We start from the raw sequence: 19337 nt of genomic DNA, 5'->3' as shown, positions 1-19337 counted from the left end.
TTAACTTTTATAATTATATAAATTATATAATCAAAATATAAGTACGTAAAGTAATTTATAATATTTAAGTAATTAAATTACATAACACTAGATAAAATACTGACTTTGTTTTATAATATAGGAAGAGAATGGAGGTAATAACATGGACGGTTTAGCACTCTGCCCACGTTTTGAAAAGGCTGTTACTATACTAACGAAACGTTGGACGAGTTTGATCATTTTTCAGCTGCTTTCCGGCTCACAGCGGTTTTCTCAAATGCAAGAAGCACTTCCAGTAAGCGGAAGGCTCTTATCCGAGCGCTTAAAAGAATTAGAGCATGAAGGAATCGTCATTCGTACGGTTATTCCGGAAACTCCAGTTCGAATCGAGTATTCATTATCCGACAAAGGATTAGCACTAGCGCCGGTAATTCAGGAAATTCAGACATGGTCCAGTGAGTGGATTACAAAAGAAGAAGTGGAATAAAAGAAATCTCTAAAGAAATCAGGAGGGCTTCTATATCGATATGCTCACAGCCGTTTTCGTTTTCTTTAGAGCTCCATAAATAAAAAAGGCACGCTCCCCTTGAGCACGCCTTTTTTTATTTATGTTATTTTCCTAATGATTCATTTCGAGAAATAATACGCTGTTTCTGGCTTTTTCGGCCGTGCAATACAAGATATACTGCTATAGCTAAAAGAGCAATAATGGAACAGAATACATACATTCCTTTATATCCGGCTGCTGTGGATAAAATGCCTAATAAAAAGGACCCTAAGCCCATTCCAGAGTCAAAAAACACAAAAAACGTAGCCGTGGCGACACCTCGGCGATGAGGAGAAGCTTTTTTTACAGCAATGGATTGAAAACTTGATGTAATCGTTCCAAAGCCTAATCCAATCAATGCTCCAGCTAATAAAAACACCCAGCTTGTTGTCGCTTGGCTAAGCAAAAAGATACCGATAGCTAAAGATAAAATGGACGGATATACCACGCTGTTTTCTCCGTATTGATCAAACCATTTTCCTGTAAAAGGTCTAGAAGCCAACAGGCACACTGCATATACAACAAAGAAAAAGCTTGAAGCTTGCGTAAAGCCCATTTCTTTTGCATAAATAGACACAAACGAAATAACACTTGCATATGAAAAAGCTACCACAAGGCCTGCAACAGAAATAGGCAGCGAGCGGTATTCAAAAAACTCCGCAAGACCTTTGGCTGGCTGTATTTCATTTGTTGCAGAAGAAGCTGGTTGCACCTCAGGTACACGAAGTACTAGACTACATAATACTGCTAAAACAGAAGATACAACCGCAACGGTAAAGACCGCTGTATGACTCAAAGTATTTGTTAACGTTAAGCCTACAAACGGACCTACTACCATCGCTAAGTTCATGAACGTCGCATAGTACCCCATCCCTTCTCCTTTTCTCTGTTCTGGGATTACATTTGCAACGATTGCTCCTGTAGCAGTTGTGCTCATTCCAAAACCAATACCATGAAGCACACGCAGCAGCAGCAGCGCAGATAATGAGTGAATGTTCATATATAAAATAGAACCAATTAAAAAGATAAAGACACCTATTAATAGTACTTTCTTTTGTCCTAATGTTGTCATCCACTTACCGGCTAGCGGTCTGAACACAATACCGGACACTAAAAAAATTGTCACAATTAGCCCTAGGCTTTGTTTACTTGCATGAAGTTCATCCGTTGCAAACAGAGGCAATGTGACAGTTAACATATAAAAAATGACAAAAACAAAAAAGCTGGTCAGTGAGACCGCTAAAAAATCTTTTGTCCATAATTTCGATTTCTGCATGAGTTTCCTCCTTTTATTTGTTTATTCGTATCGATTTATTAACACAAACTAAAACACAGTCTAGTAATAATATGTATACGAATTATATCAACTCAAACTATTATAGGATCCATATATGTAAGTGTCAACATGTATTTATCGATTTTGATTTCCGTGCAAGACTTCGCTTTCCGCGGGCGAGCGCTGAGCCTCCTCGTCGCATACGCTCCTGTGGGGTCTCACCTGCTTCGCTTTTCACGCAGGAGTCTTCGCCTTGCCTCCAATCAACTGCTAGAAAGACCAACACACATGAAACCTACGTTTACCACAAAAAAAACCATGAATCAAACACTTTGATTCATGGTTCGTTTTTCACTTCGTCTAATATTTTTTTGTCCTAGCCTCTTTTAGAACCTTCACTTCTTTAAATGAGAAATAATTTGATCCGTTACTTCACTAGTAGTTGCGCTGCCTCCAACATCTGGTGTAATGATGCCCGATTCCGTCACTTGTTCAATAACCTCTAACAAATGACTGCCTAATTCTTGTTCACCAAAATGATCCAACATCATTTTTGCTGTCCAAATCTGTCCGATTGGGTTTGCAATTCCTTTTCCGACAATATCAGGAGCAGACCCGTGTACCGGTTCAAACATCGAAGGATATTTTCCGTTCACATTAATATTTGCAGCAGGAGCAACGCCAATACTTCCCATAACAGCAGCTCCGATATCTGTTAAAATATCTCCAAATAAATTGCTTGCCACAATTACATCAAAACGACTTGGATTTGTAACGAAAAAAGCCGCCAGCGCATCGATGTGCTGTGTGTCTGTTTCAATATGAGGATAACTCTTTGCAACATCTTGAAACACTTCGTCCCAAAACGGCATGGAATGAACAATTCCATTTGACTTCGTTGCGCTTGTAACTTTTGCTTTTCTTTTAGAAGCTAATTCAAAGGCGTAGCGCATTGCTCGTTCTGTTCCTTTTCGAGAAAAAACCGCATTTTGAATAGAAATTTGATCTTCTCCTTGATAAATTCGGCCTCCTACTTCACTGTATTCTCCTTCACTATTTTCACGAACAACAATTAAATCAAACTCTTTTGGGTTCGTTAGTGGAGATGCGATGCCTTTTAACCTCTTGGCTGGACGAATATTAATTACCTGCTGAAATTCTCGACGAATCTTAATGAGCAGACCCCATAGCGACACGTGATCTGGCACAAGATTTAAATTTCCTACAGCTCCTAAAAAAATTCCGTCAAAGTGTTGAAGCTGCTTTAGCCCATCTTCTGGCATCATCTGTCCGTACTTCAAATAATAATCACAGCTCCAAGGAAATTCTGTAAATTCAAATTTTAATCCCCCGTGAAGATCTGCAATCGTACGAAGGACTCTAACCGCCTCCGGCACAACTTCTTTTCCTACTCCATCTCCTGGTATGTTCGCTATTTTTAACGTTTTCATCAAAAATCCCCCTGCGTCTTTTATGTAAAAAACCTATCGGTCGACCGTCGACCGATATTATCTATTTGATTATACGTAAAAACAACACTTTCATCAAGAAAATTCTGAATATATTCATTCTCTTCAAAAATTCAAAATTATTATGACTCTTATGAACAAGCGTATTATAATTAGGAAATAAATGATTATAAATAAACGAGGTATATCAATGAACAATTTTGATTTACATAAGCCGTTACCATACTATCTTCAATTTTATGAAAAAATTAAGCAAATGATTGTGAACGGTGAATATAAACCGGGCCAGCGAATCAATGAAACCCAGCTAGCTAAAGCATTTGGGGTTAGCCGCTCTCCCATAAGAGAAGCAATGCGTTTATTAGAAAAAGACGGCCTTTTAGTTGCAGATCAAAAAACAGGCTTTATTGTTTATTCCCTGTCTCCTGAAGACGTAGAAGAAATTTATCAAATTCGTACGGCTTTAGAGTCTTTAGCCATTAAGCTGTGTATTACTCGCGCTTCTGATGAAGAGCTTCTTTTCATTGAGCAGCTGTTAGACAGAACCGCTGAGGAAATAAAACAAGGAGCCGAGGATTCTCGACTTATTGAGCTAAATGAACATTTTCATCAGCTGATTCTTCAATACAGTCATAATAAACATTTAAAAAAACAGCTCGATAGCGTAAATGTATTGATTTATTTTTGTCGAGTGCTTAATTTTAAAGGTAAAGGACGCGCTGCTGAGATTTTAGATGAGCATCAGCAAGTGTTCACCTTTATGAAAAAACGCAGTTTAAAAGCTGTTGAACATATGCAAAAACATTTACATCATGATCTTGTTCATTTACAAAAACGATTAAACACCAAAAGAGATTGAGACATAACTAAATTCATTCAATCCAAAGACGAACAAATGAGATACATAAAAAAATCCGAACGATGAATCGAGATTCTCCATCAAGAATCTCAGTTTATCGTTCGGATCTTTCTTCAACGAAAAAAATTTTGTCCTAGCCTCTTTTTTTAAATAGGCAAAAACACTCCAGGTGCTTCCCCATGCTCATCGTCATCGAGCCACCACTTAAAGCCTTCTTGTGCAACTAATTTCTGGGCTTCTTCAGGACCTTGTGAACCCGATGGATATTCATAAAGCGGCAGCATGTCAGCCTCAAATGCATCTAATACAGGCTGCACCCACTGCCAAGATAGCTCTACTTCTTTCCAATGAGCAAAAAATGTAGAGTCACCGATTAATGCGTCATAAATGATTCGTTCATATGCTTCCGGTACACTTTCTTCTTCTCTTGAAAACGTAATACGAACCGGCTCAATAACACCATTTTTTAATGGGTTTTTGCTGTTAAGCTGTAAAGCGACGTTTTCGCTTGGACTAATTTCAATAATAAATAAGTTTGGTGCTACTTTGTCATAAGGAGTTTCGTACAGACCTTTTAAAGAATCTTTAAATTCTACGACGATACGAGTTGATTTTTCTTTCATTCGTTTGCCCGTTCGAATATAAAAAGGAACGCCTTTCCAAAATGGATTATCAATCCATAAACGTGCTGCCACAAACGTATCATTTTTAGAGTCTGCTTCTACGCCAGGCTCTTCTTTGTATCCTCTAACAGATTTGTGATCGATTTCTCCGCTTCCGTATTGCCCTCGTACAACATCGCGAGCTACTTCTTTCGCTTGAATTTTCCTCAGTGACTCCATTACTTTTTGCTTTTCTTCTAAAATGTTTTCTGAGCAAATTCGTTTTGGAAGATGCATAGCTGTCATCATGAGAACCTGCAGCATATGATTTTGAATCATGTCGCGTATGGCCCCCGTATGATCATAATACCCTGCACGATTTTCAACACCGACTGTTTCACTTGCCGTAATTTGGACATTCGCAATGTGTTTGTTATTCCACAGCGATTGCAGCACGGGGTTCGTAAATTCAAGCGCTTCTAAATTTTGCACCATCGGTTTACCTAAATAATGATCAATTCGATAAATTTCTTCTTCTTTAAACGTACTGCTTAGCTTTTCATTAAGCTCTCTTGCTGAAACAAGATCATGTCCAAACGGCTTTTCAATCATAAGACGCTTCCAGCCGCTGTTTTGATCCAAGCCGCTTTTTTTATATGCAGAGCAATTACATCGAAGTATTCGGGTGCTACGGACAAATAAAACAAACGATTTCCTTTACTTCCATGAGTTGTTTCTTGCTCATTCACAAGTTTTAGCAGCTGTTCGTAATCTTCTGTTTTGCTTGCGTCTACTGCTTGATAATGAAAAAGGGACAAAAAATCTTCTTCGTTACTTTCCATTTTCCGTCTCGAAAAATCGTTTATAGATTGCTTTACACGCTCTTTAAAATCCTCATGAGACATCTGCTCGTACCCTGATCCAATAATAGAAATAGCATCAGGGAGCTTTTTGTCTGTAAATAAATTATAAAGAGCGGGAAAGATTTTTCTTTTTGCTAAATCACCCGTTGCGCCAAATAAAACAAAAGTTAAGGACTCCACTTTTTTTCCTCCCGTCAGGTTGTATGTATGATGGATTTTCTCTTCTCCTAGCTTACCTCTGTTTATTTGGGAATATCCTTGTTTCATCAAAAAGGACGCTCACAAGTGCGAGCGTCCTCAGTTATTTACATTAAAATGTTTGTCATTCCCCACAGCAGCAAAAAGCTCAGCAGAATCGTCATGTTTGAAACGGTGCCGACAAATTTTTGATCGTATTTGAATTCTACTGCATAAGGTAAAACTGACCCCGCTACTGGTAGAATGAAGCAAACTAAGATTGTATACCGGAACATATCTTCAAATGGAAGCAGGAAAAACAGCGCAATTCCTACGCCGAGTCCGATTACGTAGCGGATACTTAAAAACATAATAATTTTTTTCAAGTAGCTTTTTTGGAACGAAAAATTTAAATATACGCCTAAAAGCAAAAGAGAAAGCGGCATATTAGCTTTAGAGATAATGCCTGAAACGTCTAATACATATGATGGTAAATGAATGCCTATAATCGCAAGAAGACAAATGATTACGTAGGTAAGAAGCGGCATCGATTTTAATACTTTGTATAAAATCTTTTTAAATTCAATGTCAATATCATCTCCTGAGTAGTAGCTGCCAATCACATAGCATAAAACAAAAATAACAAAGGCATTTCCGACATCAAACATACCAAAATATTTAAGCCCTTCTTTTCCCCAAATGCCTTCTACTAACGGATAAGCAAACATTCCAATATTAAACCCTGGAATCATCATCGTCAGCATGCCTTTCACTTTTCTTTCATCTTTTCGAAAAACAAAAATTCCTACCGCAGCTAACAGCAAGCCATAGACAATTCCAATAACTAATAGTAAAATAAGCGATCCATCAATTTTAATACTGCTGAATGTGACAATAATTAAGCAAGGCATTGTAATATTAAAAATAATTCTTGCTAAAGCTTCCCCGTCTTTTTGCTGAAGGAGGTTTGTTCTTTTTAGTATGTATCCTAATAGAATGATTGTAACGGAATACAAAAACTGACTGTTAAAGCTGCTCATAGACCTACTCCCTTGCCCTCTAAGATAACGTTTTATAGAAACGTTCTTCATATCTTTTATACTTATTTAATCGATTGTTTTACCCTGTCTTTTTTAATCCTTTTTTCATTATAATATAAGCAGCTTAAAAAGAAACTAGAGAATTGGATGCAGTTTACCTGTTTGTTAGACAAAAACAGCTTAGAAACAAATGAAAAAACTTTCCTCCAAACTGATTTTAAAACAGGACATTTTTCTTTTTTATGGAATTTATTTAAAAGGTATGTAGTATTTTTATGAGGAGGAAGAAACGTGAAACGAAAAATGATAGCGCTTACTTTTTCTGCTGCTCTTTGTTTTTCAGCTTCAGGATCTCTTGCTGAAGCTTCTAACAAAACAGATGTAATTCCAAATGCTGATCAGTCGGCAGAAACCTATTTTGACGGAGCGAATGGGAATTGGCTCACCACTAAAAACCCCGCTCAATATCAGCAGGCTACGCTCTATGGCAATATTGGGCTTACTCCTTATAACTGGGGGAAACCTGAAGATGGATCGGGCTGGTATCGAATTAATCAGCCCGCTGAGGTCAAAGGAACGCAAGTAAATGGCATTTTTGAAGACGCTCAGTTCGTCATCCGTGTTCCTGATAACTGGAACGGAAAACTTGTGGTAGCCGGCATTCCTGCCACGCGCAACGAAACGTCCACCGATTTATTATTCAGCGATTACGTTCTTAAAAAAGGCTATGCATTTGCAGCCACCGATAAAGGAACGCAAGGAGAAAGTGACCCTAACGATCCTTTTGCTAAAGTAAAAAATGCACTCGCTAACGATGACGACAGCGTAGCAGAATGGAATATGCGCTATCGTCAACTGACAAAAGCTGCCCAGAAATACTTGACTACTCATTATTCAGACAAGCTAATCAACCCGTCCAATCGAAAAAATCCTGCAAGCGATTTGATTCGAAACGATCATAAAGTACCCACGTATGCAATTGGCATTTCAAACGGCGGATACGTAGTCAGATACGCACTTGAACACGATGATCCAAAGCAAACAAAAGAGCCTCGTTTATTTGATGGAGGCGTCGATTGGGAAGGTGTATTATGGAGTGCAAAAGCGCCCAATTTAATTAGCTCACTAACACCTGTTGTAAACAACGCAGAAGAAGCGCTGTACGGAAGCGGAAAAGAACAGAAAAAAGCTATTAAACAAATGTATAAAGCCGGTCTTCCAAAAGGATCAGAAAAATTGTGGAATTATCATGATCAAGTGTACTGGGCGGTCACTTTAAACATTTACCGTGACCACTTTGATCCAACTGCTCCTGGAAGAACAAACTGGCACAACTACTTAAACTTTACTTCATCAGGTCTACGCGACCGCTCATGGGACTACATCTTTGAAAATTATCGCTATCAAACCCGTCTAAAAAGCGTAAAAGAAAATGTAGCAAAAGTAGAAAATACAGGTGATATCGATGTACCTCTTATCAGTATGGCCGGCTCTCTCGATTCACTTATCTTCCCTTCTATTCACGCGGAGGGCTATGAAAAACTCGTTAAAAAAGCTGGCAAGGCAAATCTTCATCGTCTTTATACCGTTAAAAACGGAAATCACGTTGACAGCTTAGTATGGAATAAACAAACGGATCCAAGTCAAGAGCTTCAGCCCCTGCTTCCATATGCTCATCAATCTTTTGATTTGTTAGTAGACTGGGTAGAAAATAAAAAAGCTGCGCCTGCAAGTAAAGATATTAAAGCACCTCAAAATATCCTTAAAGTAATCGACATAAAATCCGGGCAAGAAGTAGATCCTCGCTGAGGTTGAGACATAACTAAATGAATCCAACCTAAAGACAAACAAATGAGATACATGAGCTGGACTGCTTATTACACCGCAGTTGATTTCCGTGCAAGGCTTCGCTTTCCGCGGGCGGCCGCTGAGCCTCCTCGTCGCTTACGCTCCTGCGGGGCCTCATCTGTTCCGCTTTTCCCGCAGGAGTCTTCGCCTTGCCCTCCAATCAACTGCTAGAAGGAACGAAATAGATAATACTATGTTCACAATCACAAAAAAACGAACCACTAATCAGACATGCTGATTAATGGTTCGTTTTTCACTTGGGCTAAAATACTTTTCTCTCAGCCTCAGTCTTCATAATAATCAAGATACAAATGACCTGCTGAGTCTGCTTGTCCTAAAAATACCTTGTCGACTGCGGCATCTTTCTTTTTTAGCTGTTCTTTGACCCACGCTACGCTATATCCCAGCTCATGAACGGCTTCTTTCATTATATTTCCGTCCATGATAATCGTTTGAGGTAATCGTGTCGCCTCTCCTTTTATTAATAAATCTTCTCTCGTAACGTTTTGCTTTTCTTTTTTTAACAGCACGCTTAATTCGCCGTTGGTTTCGAGCATGGCAAAAGCTACGTCTTCTACATAAAAGATGTCTTTTTTCCGAAGCTGCTCCATGAGCTCATCTACTGTATATTTTTCTTTTTTTACATTTTCCTCAAGAATTTTTCCTTCTTTAATGAGGATCGTTGTTGTCCCTTCCACCGCTTTTCGAAAGCTTATACTTTTTAACGATACGTTTGATACAAAAATAAGAAACGATGCCCACACTAAAATTGCGACTACCCCGTGACTTGCCTGTAAATCTACATCCATTGAAATTGTTCCTGCAATATCTCCAATTGTAATGCCAACGATATATTCAAAAAAAGAAAGTTTGGATAACTGTTTTTTCCCTAACAGCTTTGTGATAAAAAACAAGCCAAGTAAAATCAGCACTGAACGAAGTACCACTTCTATCCAATGATTCAACGCATGCACCTTCTTTACTAAAATTGATGTATCCTTTATCTTGTACTTATTTTTATGTATGAACACGTTTTTTCATCTTCCATTATTTAATTTACATACCTTTCACGACAGGTTAGAGTAGAAAGAAGTAGGAAGCAAATGGGGGTTTTATGATGAACGATGAAGTGTTAACTGTATTTAACGACCAACAGAAGCGCATAGGAACAGCGTCTCGCAAAGAAGTTCATGAAAAAGGCTATTGGCACGAAGCGTTTCACTGCTGGTTTGTCAGCCGTGAAAATGATACAGACTATATTTATTTTCAAATTCGAAGCGAACAAAAACAAGATTACCCCGGTGCGCTTGATATCACAGCTGCCGGACATTTGCTTCATACAGAGACCGTTCAAAATGGAGTAAGAGAAATTCAAGAAGAGCTCGGCGTCAACATTTCATTTAATGAATTGCTTTCTTTAGATGTATTTAAATATGAAGTATCTCAGCCGCACTATATTGACAAAGAATTCGCACATGTATTTTTATACTACAGCTCTCACCCTCTTAGTGCTTTTACTTTGCAGCAAGAAGAAGTATCAGGACTTGTAAAAGCGCCTTTTTCTCACTTTTGCGAACTGTGGCTTGGAAATCAAACAGAATTGAGCGTTGAAGGGATAACAAATAAAAAAGAGCCTATTCACCGTACAGCACATAAAAGTGAATTTGCTCCTCATCCCGAAGCTTACTATAAAACGATCATTGCATTCATTAGCCAGCAGCTGCATTCCGCAGAAAAAGCTTAGAATTCTAAATTTTTTCTGCGGAAAAAATCATATATGTTGCACTGCCAAGCGCAACAAGCTTGCCGCTGCTGTCTTCAATTTTCACTTCTCCAACAGCAAGCGTTTTGCCGCGGTGAGACAGTGTGGATTTAGCAACTAAATAATCGCCTATACCCGGCCTTGTGTAATTTACTTTTAATTCAACTGTACTGGCACTTTCAGCCTCAGAAAGAGAAGACCGCACAGCTGAACCAACCGCTGCGTCGATAAGCGTGGCAATAACGCCTCCATGAACCGTTCCTCTTCCTTGCAGAAGCTGCGGCTGAATCGTGATTTTTAACTCCGCATATCCTTTTTCAAGCAGCTTTTCTTCAATGCCAATATAATCCCAAAACGGAATCATCCCTTTACTCGTTCGTTTCATCAATCTCATCCTTTGCATAAATAAACTATGTAAGAACTTCTAGAAAAGCTGGAGAGATCCTGTTTCTTCACATGCAAAAAGCGCTTGCTCTTTAGCAAACGCTTTTTATTCCACTATTTTTCAAATAAAAACTGCACTTTGTTTTCTTTCCATTCTAACTTAGCATTAAAGGTTTTATCACCTTTTTTAAAACCTTCAATCAAATCTGTCTGTCCTTCGCTTAACAGCTTTTTTAAATTAGCCTGCGTAACTGTTTTACCTAAAATCTTTTTCGATACGGTAAACGTGCATTTTGTTTTTGCATAGTTTGAGCATCCGTAAAATGAGCCTTTATCCACTACTTTTCCATCGCAAAGCTTACACGAACCAAACGATTTGGAAGAAAAGCTTTTACCTTTGCCCTTGCCTTTTCGCTGAATGGATTCAGTGTCGTATCCGCTGAAGTTCCACTTACTTTCTGCTTCGACAGCGTCTTCGATAATTTTAGCTGACAGCTTTTTTGTTTGTTCCATAAAAGCAGCGGCCGATGCTGTTCCTTCTCCAATTTCAGCTAAACGCTGCTCCCACTTAGCCGTCATTTCTGGAGAAGCTAAAATTTTATCGCCAATCGCGTCAATCAATACCTTTCCTTTATCAGTCGCAAATACTTGGTTTTTTTTCACATCAATATATTTACGGTCTTTAAGCATTGTAATGATTCCCGCACGCGTAGCTTCAGTCCCTAACCCTTCCGATTTTGCTAAAATTTTCTCCAGCTCATCATTATCCAAATGCTTGCCTGCTGTCTTCATCAGTGTAATCAACTGACCTTCCGTGTAGCGTTTTGGAGGCTGTGTTTTACCTTCTTTTACGTCTACTTTAATAGCTTTTCCTTCTTCCCCTTCTTGGACATTCGGAAGAATAACGTCGTCATCTTTCTCATTTTGAAAAATTACTTTGCGCCAGCCTTCTTGGATTTGCTGCTTTCCTTTTGAAATAAAAGCTGCTCGCTTTTCCACTAGTGTCGTAATCGTTGTATAGTCGAAAATCGCTTTTTCATAGTGTGCCGCAATTAGACGTCTTACGACTAAGTCGTAAATTTTCTGTTCGTCTCCTGACAGTTTGCTCGGGTCCTTCACTTGTTTCGTTGGAATAATCGCATAGTGTTCTTGAAATCAAGAGTACTATTATAAAATGTTATATATATAAGAGGCTTAATCGTAAAATACATGTCTTAAAAGATAGTCAGGCATTTTACTCTATTTCATTTTCTAACTTAGATACCTCTAGCTAATTATCAAAATTCCAAAACGTATGTTCTTAATATATTTTATCATCAAAGTACCCTTAATAGTAAACCCCATGTACATTAGCATTAAAATATAATTGAATATGGAACATATGCGAAAAGCCCCACATCAATAAACCTTGATGTGGAGCTTTTTATAAACCGTCAAATATTTAAATAAATCACAAGGATCTTCAAAGATTTTAATGTTTTTCAAACTCCATCTTCTAACTAAAATTTTCAATTGTTATTGACAATTAGCTTCAACAAGAAAAAATATTATTAGGTAAATTCTAAAAAAACCCCTGTCCATGAACTATCTACACGTATTATTGAATACCAACATTTATCCGATTTATATCCAAAACATCGGTGATTCCTTTCTCATTCATTCTTTCAAGCAGATACTCATACCCTTTTTCCAATGCAAGCTTTCTTTCTTCTTCATAGATAGGAACAAGTGTATACATATTTATGTCTTTATCTCTAGTATGAACGTTAGCCAGTCCGGACTCTTGAGGACGACAGATCATTACGCATGATAACTTTGTATTTGATGCAAATGGCTGAGGAGGTTCTCCATTTGGAAGAATAACTCCTTCCTCAAGCCACCCATCATAAAGGTGTGGAATATGAGCCACTTTCCTTAACCATCCAAAGGGCCAATAATGATTTTGATCTTTCATATTATCCTTTTCGACTACCCAATTTGAAGGTAACTTTAGTAACAGCTCTGCATACTTAAATGTTCTTTCTTCATCTGAATAATCCATAGGTTCATCACTCATACCGGTCGTTACAAGCGTGACGAAATCTTTATTCATTGAGGGAGGGATTATGTGAATAGTGACTGATACTCTACTACCTGGAACAGTTTCACTTATAGTATTTTCAATAGGACCGAAGTGTTTCGTAATATGATTTAAAATCTCAACATGACGGTCCTGATCATTATGATTTGTTGTAGTTACACCCGTAGAGAGCTCTCCCTGACTTTCTAACAACTTAACAATTTCTTTTTGGCCTTGTTCCTTTGCAAAAGTCAATGCGTCTACCTCTCTCATAGATTCACCACTATATGTAACATTCGTATCTATACCACTTTCAATTAATAGTTCTGCAATAGTAGCATGGCCATTACTAATTGCACCAAACAATGGATTTCTTTCTGGATCGCTTACATCCATATCTGCTCCACAAGATAATAGATACCTGACTATATCAATATGACCTGCAGAAGCTGCTTCGTTCAATGCTCCGCCACCATACACTCCTCCAAGTACATTAACATTTGCACCGAGTTCTATTAGTTTCTTAACAATATCTAACTCTCCTCTAGAAGCTGCAAGATGAAGCCACGTTCCAAAAGGGGTCATCATATTTAAACGTTCAGCATCGGAGCCAATTAATTCAGCTACCTTTTCAATATCGCCTTTTTTTATAGCCGAACGAATTTCTTTTGCAATTTGTTTATTATCCATTCCTAATTACCTCCTCCTCTTGGCAATGTCACCAAGCTTTTCTACCATGTCTTCCCTATCTCCACCAGCATCTCTTACTTTTCTTAGCATCTTCTATGTGTATTATTGTAATTTTTACAATTATATCCCAACAGATTATTACTATCTACATAATGATACTTAAATGGGAACTATAGTTCATTTGAAATTTGACCCCCTCTTAAAATCTTGACCTACAAGCATTTCTAAACATATTATAAAACTCCAGAAAATTTCATTTTCCACGCTGACAGTGTTGTAAACTACATAAATTGGAGTGTTTTTATTTCTCGTTAATTTATTTAAAAACGCTATATCACGGACTATTTTTCTACATTTGAATATAATGAATTTATATTCTTGAAATGAATAGTTCGTCTTCCTAAGAGTGAATCTTCTTAACAATATCTACCTAAAAAAACCATTGGCTAAGGCTTAGCCAATGGTTTTTTTGTTGGGTTCTTTATTTTACCTATTATTTAAGCATTGTATTATTCTAAATCAATGTAATACTCATTATCATTAATAAATTTCTTTAAAAAATCCTCTAATGAGTCTGCTATCTGAGTGTCAAAATAAAAAACTGGATTATTGGGCAATTTTAAATCTAACGATATATATATCCCCTCATTCACTTCAAAGAAAATAAGTTTATCTTCTTCATCCAGTTCCTCTAAATCTGGATCGAATTCAAAAACTCCTTCTCGTAATTTGACATTTGCTACCGTTCCTGGTCCCATAATTCTATTGATTGCATTATTACTTGGCTCTTTAATGAACCCATATCCAACTTCTAAATATAACTGTCTTAAATCATCGGGAAAACGGATACCCATTCTGTCTTCCGCTTTTAAAATCTCCTCTTCAGATAAATTATAAATTTTATTTTCTCCATTATTAATAAACTTAAAATCCGCCATTATTATTACCTCCTAGGGAATAACATTCTTGATGGTGCTCCTTTTCCATGAATCCCCTGCTGATGCTCGTCAGGGTATTTAGCAGGATGAATATTCCACCATTCATGAGGACCAGAAAAATTGTTTTCTATAAGATGATGAGCATCGTATGGTTGACCAATATGTCTAGCAATTTCTCCACTTTGATCATATACTTCCTCTGTATATCGTGGCCACTTTTGATTGGTTTTTTCTTCCCATTCTTCAATTAACTTGTTTTTTAGGCTTGTAGTAAATCTACCTCTATGCTTAGCTGTTTCTTTAGGTGTTAATTTTTCAAATTTATTATTTCTTAAGGATTCTTTTAGAAATTCCACCTGTATTTTGTGAACCTTTAACCTTGTTTTGGATTCAACATCCTTTAAATATGCTTTTACTAAATCAGGATCAAACACTGACGTACCCTTCATTGAATCATTCTGCTTATTAACTGTAACTGATTCTACTACCGGTACTTCCAAAGCTTGAACGTTCCCGCTTCCAGCTTCGTGAACAAGATTTGGACCACGAGTAAACTGCCCTGTCTCTTTATTTCGATAACGTTTAGCGTCTTTATCATACCAAATTTCAATATCATTAATAAACTGCATGGTGTTTTTCGCTGTACTCTTCAAAACATCTCGTACAGTTTGCTTAGCAAATTCTGTACTCACACCAACTGGTACTTCCTGTGGCAAAAATCTTGGTACTTTTGTATCTAATACAGCATCATACATCTTTTTAGCTTTATCAATACCGACTGCTGGCATTTTTCGTATTGCAAGGTGATTGTCTTTTCCATATTGAGTCACTTTACTCGTACGAACAACGTTGCGCATATCATTGAACTTTTTGGTGACTGCCTGTGCACCTTTTTCAACAAGCTGAGTGGATACCTTAGAAGTAAGCACACCTCCTGCTGCAATTCCAAATGCTTGAAACAAACTAGTTTGCTGCTGCTCTTTTGTAAGTTTATTTCCTAATACGTCTTTTCCGGTTGTATATTCGTACATTCCATTCGTTAAGACAAGTCCATACAGCCCTTTTTCCGTTTGTTCAAGTGTCTTAAAAGCTTTCGGTGTTTGGTAAATGGCCATGGCACGATGCGCAGCACTCATTCCTTTTGCAGTTTTATAGACAACACTGCCACCTTTTATAGCTCGTCCTGCCCAGCCTACGAAAGGAATAAATCCAGCTGCCGCCATGGCTCCAGCTGTCACTCGTTGTGTAGCAGACAGTTTTTTGTGTGTAACCGGATCGACTCCTTCTGTGGCACGTTTAAAATCATAGTATCCCGTAATTTCTTCTGCAATGTCTAATCCTTTTTCATACCATGGTTTATTGGCTTGAATTTGTCGTTGCTTTTCAGCTTCAATACCTGCTTTTCTTTGTTTAACCTCTTGTTTTTGTTCAGCTTTTCCTTCTACATAACCTGAAGCTACTTTATCAATTTGCTGCTGTGTTTTGTATGCCTCGCTATTTTTGTAAGCTTTGGCATCAAAAGTGAGCTGATAAGCACTGCCGCCTTGAGAAGTTAGCTGTTCCAACCCAGTTACGCTGAATTGCACAGATTCATAGAGGTGATCTAACATTCCATATTCACTTGAAAGCTGATTATCTAGTTCTTGTACTGCGGTTATGGTATCTGTTCTTTTTTCTCAGCTGCACTTAAATCTTCCTCAAAACTATCTGTGGAAAACGGTGTAATATGTATAATATCTTCTATACTGTTTAAAATCGTTTCAAGCTCAGCGTGCTGCTGTTCAACCATTTGCTTAGAGCGATCATTAGCAACAGTTAGCTCCTGTTCTAAAAACGATACATCTACAACTGTATCTCCTTTTAATTTAGCTTGCTCTGCATAATCTGCAATACTATTAAAATAGGCTTGATGTGACGACACCAGGTTTCTCCAATGTGTGACAATATCCACTTGTAATGTATAAAATCCTTTGATACTATCGGCACCGTTCCCTTGAAATTCGTTATCTAGTGTAGCCGCAGCATGAAGAGCTTTTTTTAATTCATTTAGCTGCTCATCAAATGCTTTGTACGCCTGGACCCTGTCTTTTGCATAAGTTAAAAGCGTACTGGCTTCATATACTTTTCCCATTATATACCCTCTTTTATCTCATGATTAATGCATCTCTAATGCGAATTTTTCCTCTATTATCCATTATAAAATTACCAATAAACTATCTAAATAGGATAATAAGCCCTTTTAAGAGTTTGTTGATGCATTAAAAAGGATATAACTGCAAAATAAAAGAGGATAGTCATAGGTATAAATGTTTATCTTAAATTTATATCACGCATAAAAATATTATAAAAAAGACTTGGGGCGTAATCAGTATATTTTTTTAGCTTTATAACGATAGATGCGATGTCATTTACTCGCTTCTTAACCATTTTAAAACATCAATAAAATTCCTATTTAATACCTGTTATGAGCTTTTTCACTATTAGGTGGATAATTTCCTTAGTTAAATAGGTACAAAAATCCTGCATTAGGATTCGCTATATAGTTAAATAGAATCCTACCCAGTTATAAAAAATTTATTTTCTATTTTTCACGTAATCAATGGTATATAAAGGAGAAAAGAATCCTTTTAACTAAAGGATTCTTTTCTTCTTGAGCATACCTTACCATGGGGGATGGGATATAATTATTTATCAAATTCCATCTTCCAACTAAAATACTCATTATCAGCATTTTTTTCATATCTTAAGTTCGCATCAAATTTGTTTCCTTTTTTACTAGTCAAGCCTTTCACAGGAGCAATACCATTCTTCAATAATGTCTTTACCATAGTCTTAGTAGGCTTCTTTTTCATTGTTGCTAAGAACTTGTCATTCTTCCAAATAACAAACTTGCAGCCATTTTTCCAATTACTACAGCCAAATCCTTTTTGGCCCTCAATTACAGCATGACCGCAAACTGGACATTTGCCCATTATTTCGTTCGGTTTACGCTGAGAAGCTACTTCGTTAATTGTAACTTCTTTCTCATTTTTGATTGTTTCTACCGCCTTTGTAGTAAAATCAAAAATCAACTGTAAGAACTCATCTTTTGTAAAGCTTCTTTTCTCAATATCATTCAATGATTTTTCAAGACGACCTGTGAACTCAAGATTAAATAAATCTTTTATAGGGAATGTTTCTATCAACTTTCTTCCAAGCTCCGTACAAAGTAAATTCTTATTCTGCGTTGTTATATAACCAACATCTTTTAATTTTTTTATCGTTTCAGCTCTTGTTGCAGGTGTACCGATACTAAATCCACTTAAAATCGCATTTAGGCTTTCTTCATCCGTACCTTCTCCATCGTAGTTCTTTCCACATGTCTCCATAACTCGAAGCAGCGTTCTTTCTGTATGCTGCTTAGGTGGCTTTGTCACGTGTGTAGTGATTTCATGCTTCACTAAATCTACGTCATCATTAACTTGTACAAGAGGCAGAATCGTATCCTTAGATTGAACTTTCTCTACTTTCTTCCATCCTTCTACGAGCTGAACTTTTCCTTTAGAGATAAATAACCCTTTTAAATCCGCACCAGTAATTTTCGTCTCAATTCTTGTTTCCTCATACTCAGCTACAGGCATGAATTGCATAATGAATCTATTTTTAATGGCTTGATAAACTTGTTCTTCATCAGTTGATAGCTTTTTAGGTTTCAAATAAGTAGGTACAATTGCACTATGGCTCTCTACTTTAGAGTTATCAAAAATTCTTTTTGATTTAACAAACTTCACTTCGTCTTTGTATGGTAAATCTTCTGTTAGCGTTTCTAGAACCTTTGCGGTCTTACCTACCAGGCTTTCTTCTAGAGCTACACTAGCCGTACGTGGATATGTGATGAATTTTTTCTCGTACAGAGATTGCGCTACTTTTAACACTTTATCAGAAGTCCAACCCTTGTATTTATTCGTAATATAACCTTGTAAGTTAGATAAATTGAATAAAAATGGCGGATATTCCTTCTTTTTTTGTACCTGCTTATCGCTTACAATTCCTGATTTATCAATCAATTTTTGTTGAATCTCTTCTAAGGTTTCTTTACTTTTAAATTTTTCTTCTTTACCTTCAATATATGTTCCTTCATACTCTTGTTCATCTTTTGTCTTAAAGGTTACTTGGAGTTTATAATAGTTCTCTGGAACAAAATTTTCAATTTCTTTATCTCGATCATAAATGATTTTTAAAGTTGGCAATAAAACTCGACCAATGTTTAAGGCTTTCCCTTTACCTTTCTGGTATTTGAGAGTAGCAACTGATGTTAAGTTAATCCCAATAACCCAATCAGCCCATTGACGGCTAACACCAGCGTCCTGTAAAGGTCTTAATTCTGTATTTAGCTTAATATTTTCTAACCCATTCATAACCTCAGCCGGTGTCCATTCGTTTAATAAAAGTCTATAAACAGTTTTATCGGTCTTCAGATTATAGATAATACTATCTCCTATGACTTGACCTTCACGATCATAGTCACAAGCCGAGATAATTCCATCAACATCAGGTCTCCTCATCAAGCTTTGGATGATTTTCAGCTGTTTTTTAGCACCTGTATCAGGCTTTTCTCTATCACGAGGATTGCTTTTCACTTTATACTTAAAGACTTGCGGAATAAATGGGAAGTTTTCCATTTTCCATGTGGACATCTTATCGTCATAATCTTTTGCATCATATAATTGAAGTAAATGTCCAAATGCCCATGTAACAATGTAGCCATTTCCTTCGAAGTAACCGTCTTGTCGGCCTTTTATTTTTAGTGCATCTGCAATGTTTTTCGAAACAGATGGTTTTTCTGCAATAATTAACTTCATTTA

At 37.0% G+C, this 19337-nt stretch carries 16 protein-coding genes and 2 pseudogenes; 4 read left to right on the top strand and 14 right to left on the bottom strand.

What is annotated here, in order from left to right; translation table 11 throughout:
- The first annotated feature begins 142 nt into the window (after positions 1-142).
- Positions 143-466: a helix-turn-helix domain-containing protein gene (locus Q5794_RS10430; protein ID WP_014460492.1), complete on the top strand. Its 324-nt coding sequence runs from the start codon at positions 143-145 to the stop codon at positions 464-466.
- Positions 467-590: 124 nt separating this feature from the next.
- Here Q5794_RS10430 and Q5794_RS10425 read toward each other — a convergent pair whose 3' ends face one another.
- From Q5794_RS10425 to Q5794_RS10415, 3 genes are all read right to left on the bottom strand, one after another.
- A complete protein-coding gene (locus Q5794_RS10425) occupies positions 591-1802 on the bottom strand; it encodes an MFS transporter (protein WP_192997196.1) in 1212 nt (403 codons plus the stop codon).
- A 124-nt stretch (positions 1803-1926) separates the two neighbouring features.
- Positions 1927-2088 carry a hypothetical protein gene (locus tag Q5794_RS10420; protein WP_214987219.1) on the bottom strand — a complete coding sequence of 54 codons (162 nt, stop codon included), beginning with the start codon at positions 2086-2088 and terminating at the stop codon, positions 1927-1929.
- 109 nt (positions 2089-2197) lie between these two features.
- The gene (locus tag Q5794_RS10415) at positions 2198-3253 is read right to left on the bottom strand and encodes a tartrate dehydrogenase (RefSeq protein ID WP_214987193.1); all 1056 of its coding nucleotides are present in this window, start codon (positions 3251-3253) and stop codon (positions 2198-2200) included.
- Between the two features lie 208 nt (positions 3254-3461).
- Here Q5794_RS10415 and Q5794_RS10410 point away from each other — a divergent pair, with 208 nt between their 5' ends.
- Positions 3462-4130 (top strand): GntR family transcriptional regulator, encoded by a 669-nt coding sequence (locus Q5794_RS10410; protein ID WP_192997194.1) that lies wholly within the window; start codon positions 3462-3464, stop codon positions 4128-4130.
- 146 nt (positions 4131-4276) lie between these two features.
- On the opposite strand, the pseudogene zwf reads toward Q5794_RS10410, so the two are convergent.
- Together zwf and Q5794_RS10400 are read right to left on the bottom strand one after the other, a co-directional pair.
- Positions 4277-5775: pseudogene (gene zwf / locus Q5794_RS10405) on the bottom strand (glucose-6-phosphate dehydrogenase).
- A 125-nt stretch (positions 5776-5900) separates the two neighbouring features.
- Positions 5901-6812 carry an AEC family transporter gene (locus tag Q5794_RS10400; protein ID WP_025752008.1) on the bottom strand — a complete coding sequence of 304 codons (912 nt, stop codon included), beginning with the start codon at positions 6810-6812 and terminating at the stop codon, positions 5901-5903.
- Between the two features lie 291 nt (positions 6813-7103).
- Between Q5794_RS10400 and Q5794_RS10395 the strand changes: the two genes are divergently transcribed.
- Positions 7104-8621 carry an alpha/beta hydrolase gene (locus Q5794_RS10395; protein WP_214987195.1) on the top strand — a complete coding sequence of 506 codons (1518 nt, stop codon included), beginning with the start codon at positions 7104-7106 and terminating at the stop codon, positions 8619-8621.
- A 68-nt stretch (positions 8622-8689) separates the two neighbouring features.
- Here Q5794_RS10395 and Q5794_RS10390 read toward each other — a convergent pair whose 3' ends face one another.
- Positions 8690-8824 (bottom strand): hypothetical protein, encoded by a 135-nt coding sequence (locus tag Q5794_RS10390; RefSeq protein ID WP_264295275.1) that lies wholly within the window; start codon positions 8822-8824, stop codon positions 8690-8692.
- A 120-nt stretch (positions 8825-8944) separates the two neighbouring features.
- Positions 8945-9634: a DUF421 domain-containing protein gene (locus Q5794_RS10385; protein WP_311590538.1), complete on the bottom strand. Its 690-nt coding sequence runs from the start codon at positions 9632-9634 to the stop codon at positions 8945-8947.
- A 140-nt stretch (positions 9635-9774) separates the two neighbouring features.
- Between Q5794_RS10385 and Q5794_RS10380 the strand changes: the two genes are divergently transcribed.
- On the top strand, positions 9775-10404 hold the full coding sequence (locus tag Q5794_RS10380) for an NUDIX domain-containing protein (protein WP_192997191.1): 630 nt from the start codon (positions 9775-9777) through the stop codon (positions 10402-10404).
- Positions 10405-10408: 4 nt separating this feature from the next.
- Here Q5794_RS10380 and Q5794_RS10375 read toward each other — a convergent pair whose 3' ends face one another.
- From Q5794_RS10375 to Q5794_RS10345, 7 genes and pseudogenes are all read right to left on the bottom strand, one after another.
- Positions 10409-10807 (bottom strand): PaaI family thioesterase, encoded by a 399-nt coding sequence (locus Q5794_RS10375; protein ID WP_214987196.1) that lies wholly within the window; start codon positions 10805-10807, stop codon positions 10409-10411.
- A gap of 113 nt (positions 10808-10920) precedes the next feature.
- Positions 10921-11955 (bottom strand): annotated as a pseudogene (locus Q5794_RS10370) (DNA topoisomerase); the annotation flags it as partial.
- Positions 11956-12403: 448 nt separating this feature from the next.
- Complete coding sequence (locus Q5794_RS10365) at positions 12404-13555, bottom strand: suppressor of fused domain protein (RefSeq protein WP_214987197.1); 1152 nt, start codon at positions 13553-13555, stop codon at positions 12404-12406.
- Positions 13556-14064: 509 nt separating this feature from the next.
- Positions 14065-14493, bottom strand: a complete 429-nt coding sequence (locus tag Q5794_RS10360) for an SMI1/KNR4 family protein (protein WP_053487199.1) — start codon at positions 14491-14493, stop codon at positions 14065-14067.
- 5 nt (positions 14494-14498) lie between these two features.
- A complete protein-coding gene (locus tag Q5794_RS10355; protein ID WP_374989071.1) occupies positions 14499-16103 on the bottom strand; it encodes a pre-toxin TG domain-containing protein in 1605 nt (534 codons plus the stop codon).
- A gap of 44 nt (positions 16104-16147) precedes the next feature.
- Positions 16148-16624, bottom strand: a complete 477-nt coding sequence (locus Q5794_RS10350; protein WP_374989070.1) for a T7SS effector LXG polymorphic toxin — start codon at positions 16622-16624, stop codon at positions 16148-16150.
- A 553-nt stretch (positions 16625-17177) separates the two neighbouring features.
- Positions 17178-19334, bottom strand: a complete 2157-nt coding sequence (locus Q5794_RS10345) for a DNA topoisomerase (RefSeq protein WP_374989069.1) — start codon at positions 19332-19334, stop codon at positions 17178-17180.
- Between the last annotated feature and the right edge of the window lie 3 nt (positions 19335-19337).

Source organism: Priestia megaterium, assembly GCF_041941685.1.
GTDB classification, from domain to species: domain Bacteria; phylum Bacillota; class Bacilli; order Bacillales; family Bacillaceae_H; genus Priestia; species Priestia megaterium_C.
This window is presented reverse-complemented; position numbering and strand designations above follow the sequence as displayed.

Bases quoted from the DNA above. Each gene is read 5' to 3' on its own strand.
- Q5794_RS10430 (WP_014460492.1), top strand. From the start codon at position 143: ATGGACGGTTTAGCACTCTGCCCACGTTTTGAAAAGGCTGTTACTATA.
- Q5794_RS10425 (WP_192997196.1), bottom strand. From the start codon at position 1,802: ATGCAGAAATCGAAATTATGGACAAAAGATTTTTTAGCGGTCTCACTG.
- Q5794_RS10415 (WP_214987193.1), bottom strand. From the start codon at position 3,253: ATGAAAACGTTAAAAATAGCGAACATACCAGGAGATGGAGTAGGAAAA.
- Q5794_RS10410 (WP_192997194.1), top strand. From the start codon at position 3,462: ATGAACAATTTTGATTTACATAAGCCGTTACCATACTATCTTCAATTT.
- Q5794_RS10400 (WP_025752008.1), bottom strand. From the start codon at position 6,812: ATGAGCAGCTTTAACAGTCAGTTTTTGTATTCCGTTACAATCATTCTA.
- Q5794_RS10380 (WP_192997191.1), top strand. From the start codon at position 9,775: ATGATGAACGATGAAGTGTTAACTGTATTTAACGACCAACAGAAGCGC.
- Q5794_RS10375 (WP_214987196.1), bottom strand. From the start codon at position 10,807: ATGAAACGAACGAGTAAAGGGATGATTCCGTTTTGGGATTATATTGGC.
- Q5794_RS10365 (WP_214987197.1), bottom strand. From the start codon at position 13,555: ATGGATAATAAACAAATTGCAAAAGAAATTCGTTCGGCTATAAAAAAA.
- Q5794_RS10360 (WP_053487199.1), bottom strand. From the start codon at position 14,493: ATGGCGGATTTTAAGTTTATTAATAATGGAGAAAATAAAATTTATAAT.
- Q5794_RS10355 (WP_374989071.1), bottom strand. From the start codon at position 16,103: ATGTTAGATCACCTCTATGAATCTGTGCAATTCAGCGTAACTGGGTTG.
- Q5794_RS10350 (WP_374989070.1), bottom strand. From the start codon at position 16,624: ATGGGAAAAGTATATGAAGCCAGTACGCTTTTAACTTATGCAAAAGAC.
- Q5794_RS10345 (WP_374989069.1), bottom strand. From the start codon at position 19,334: ATGAAGTTAATTATTGCAGAAAAACCATCTGTTTCGAAAAACATTGCA.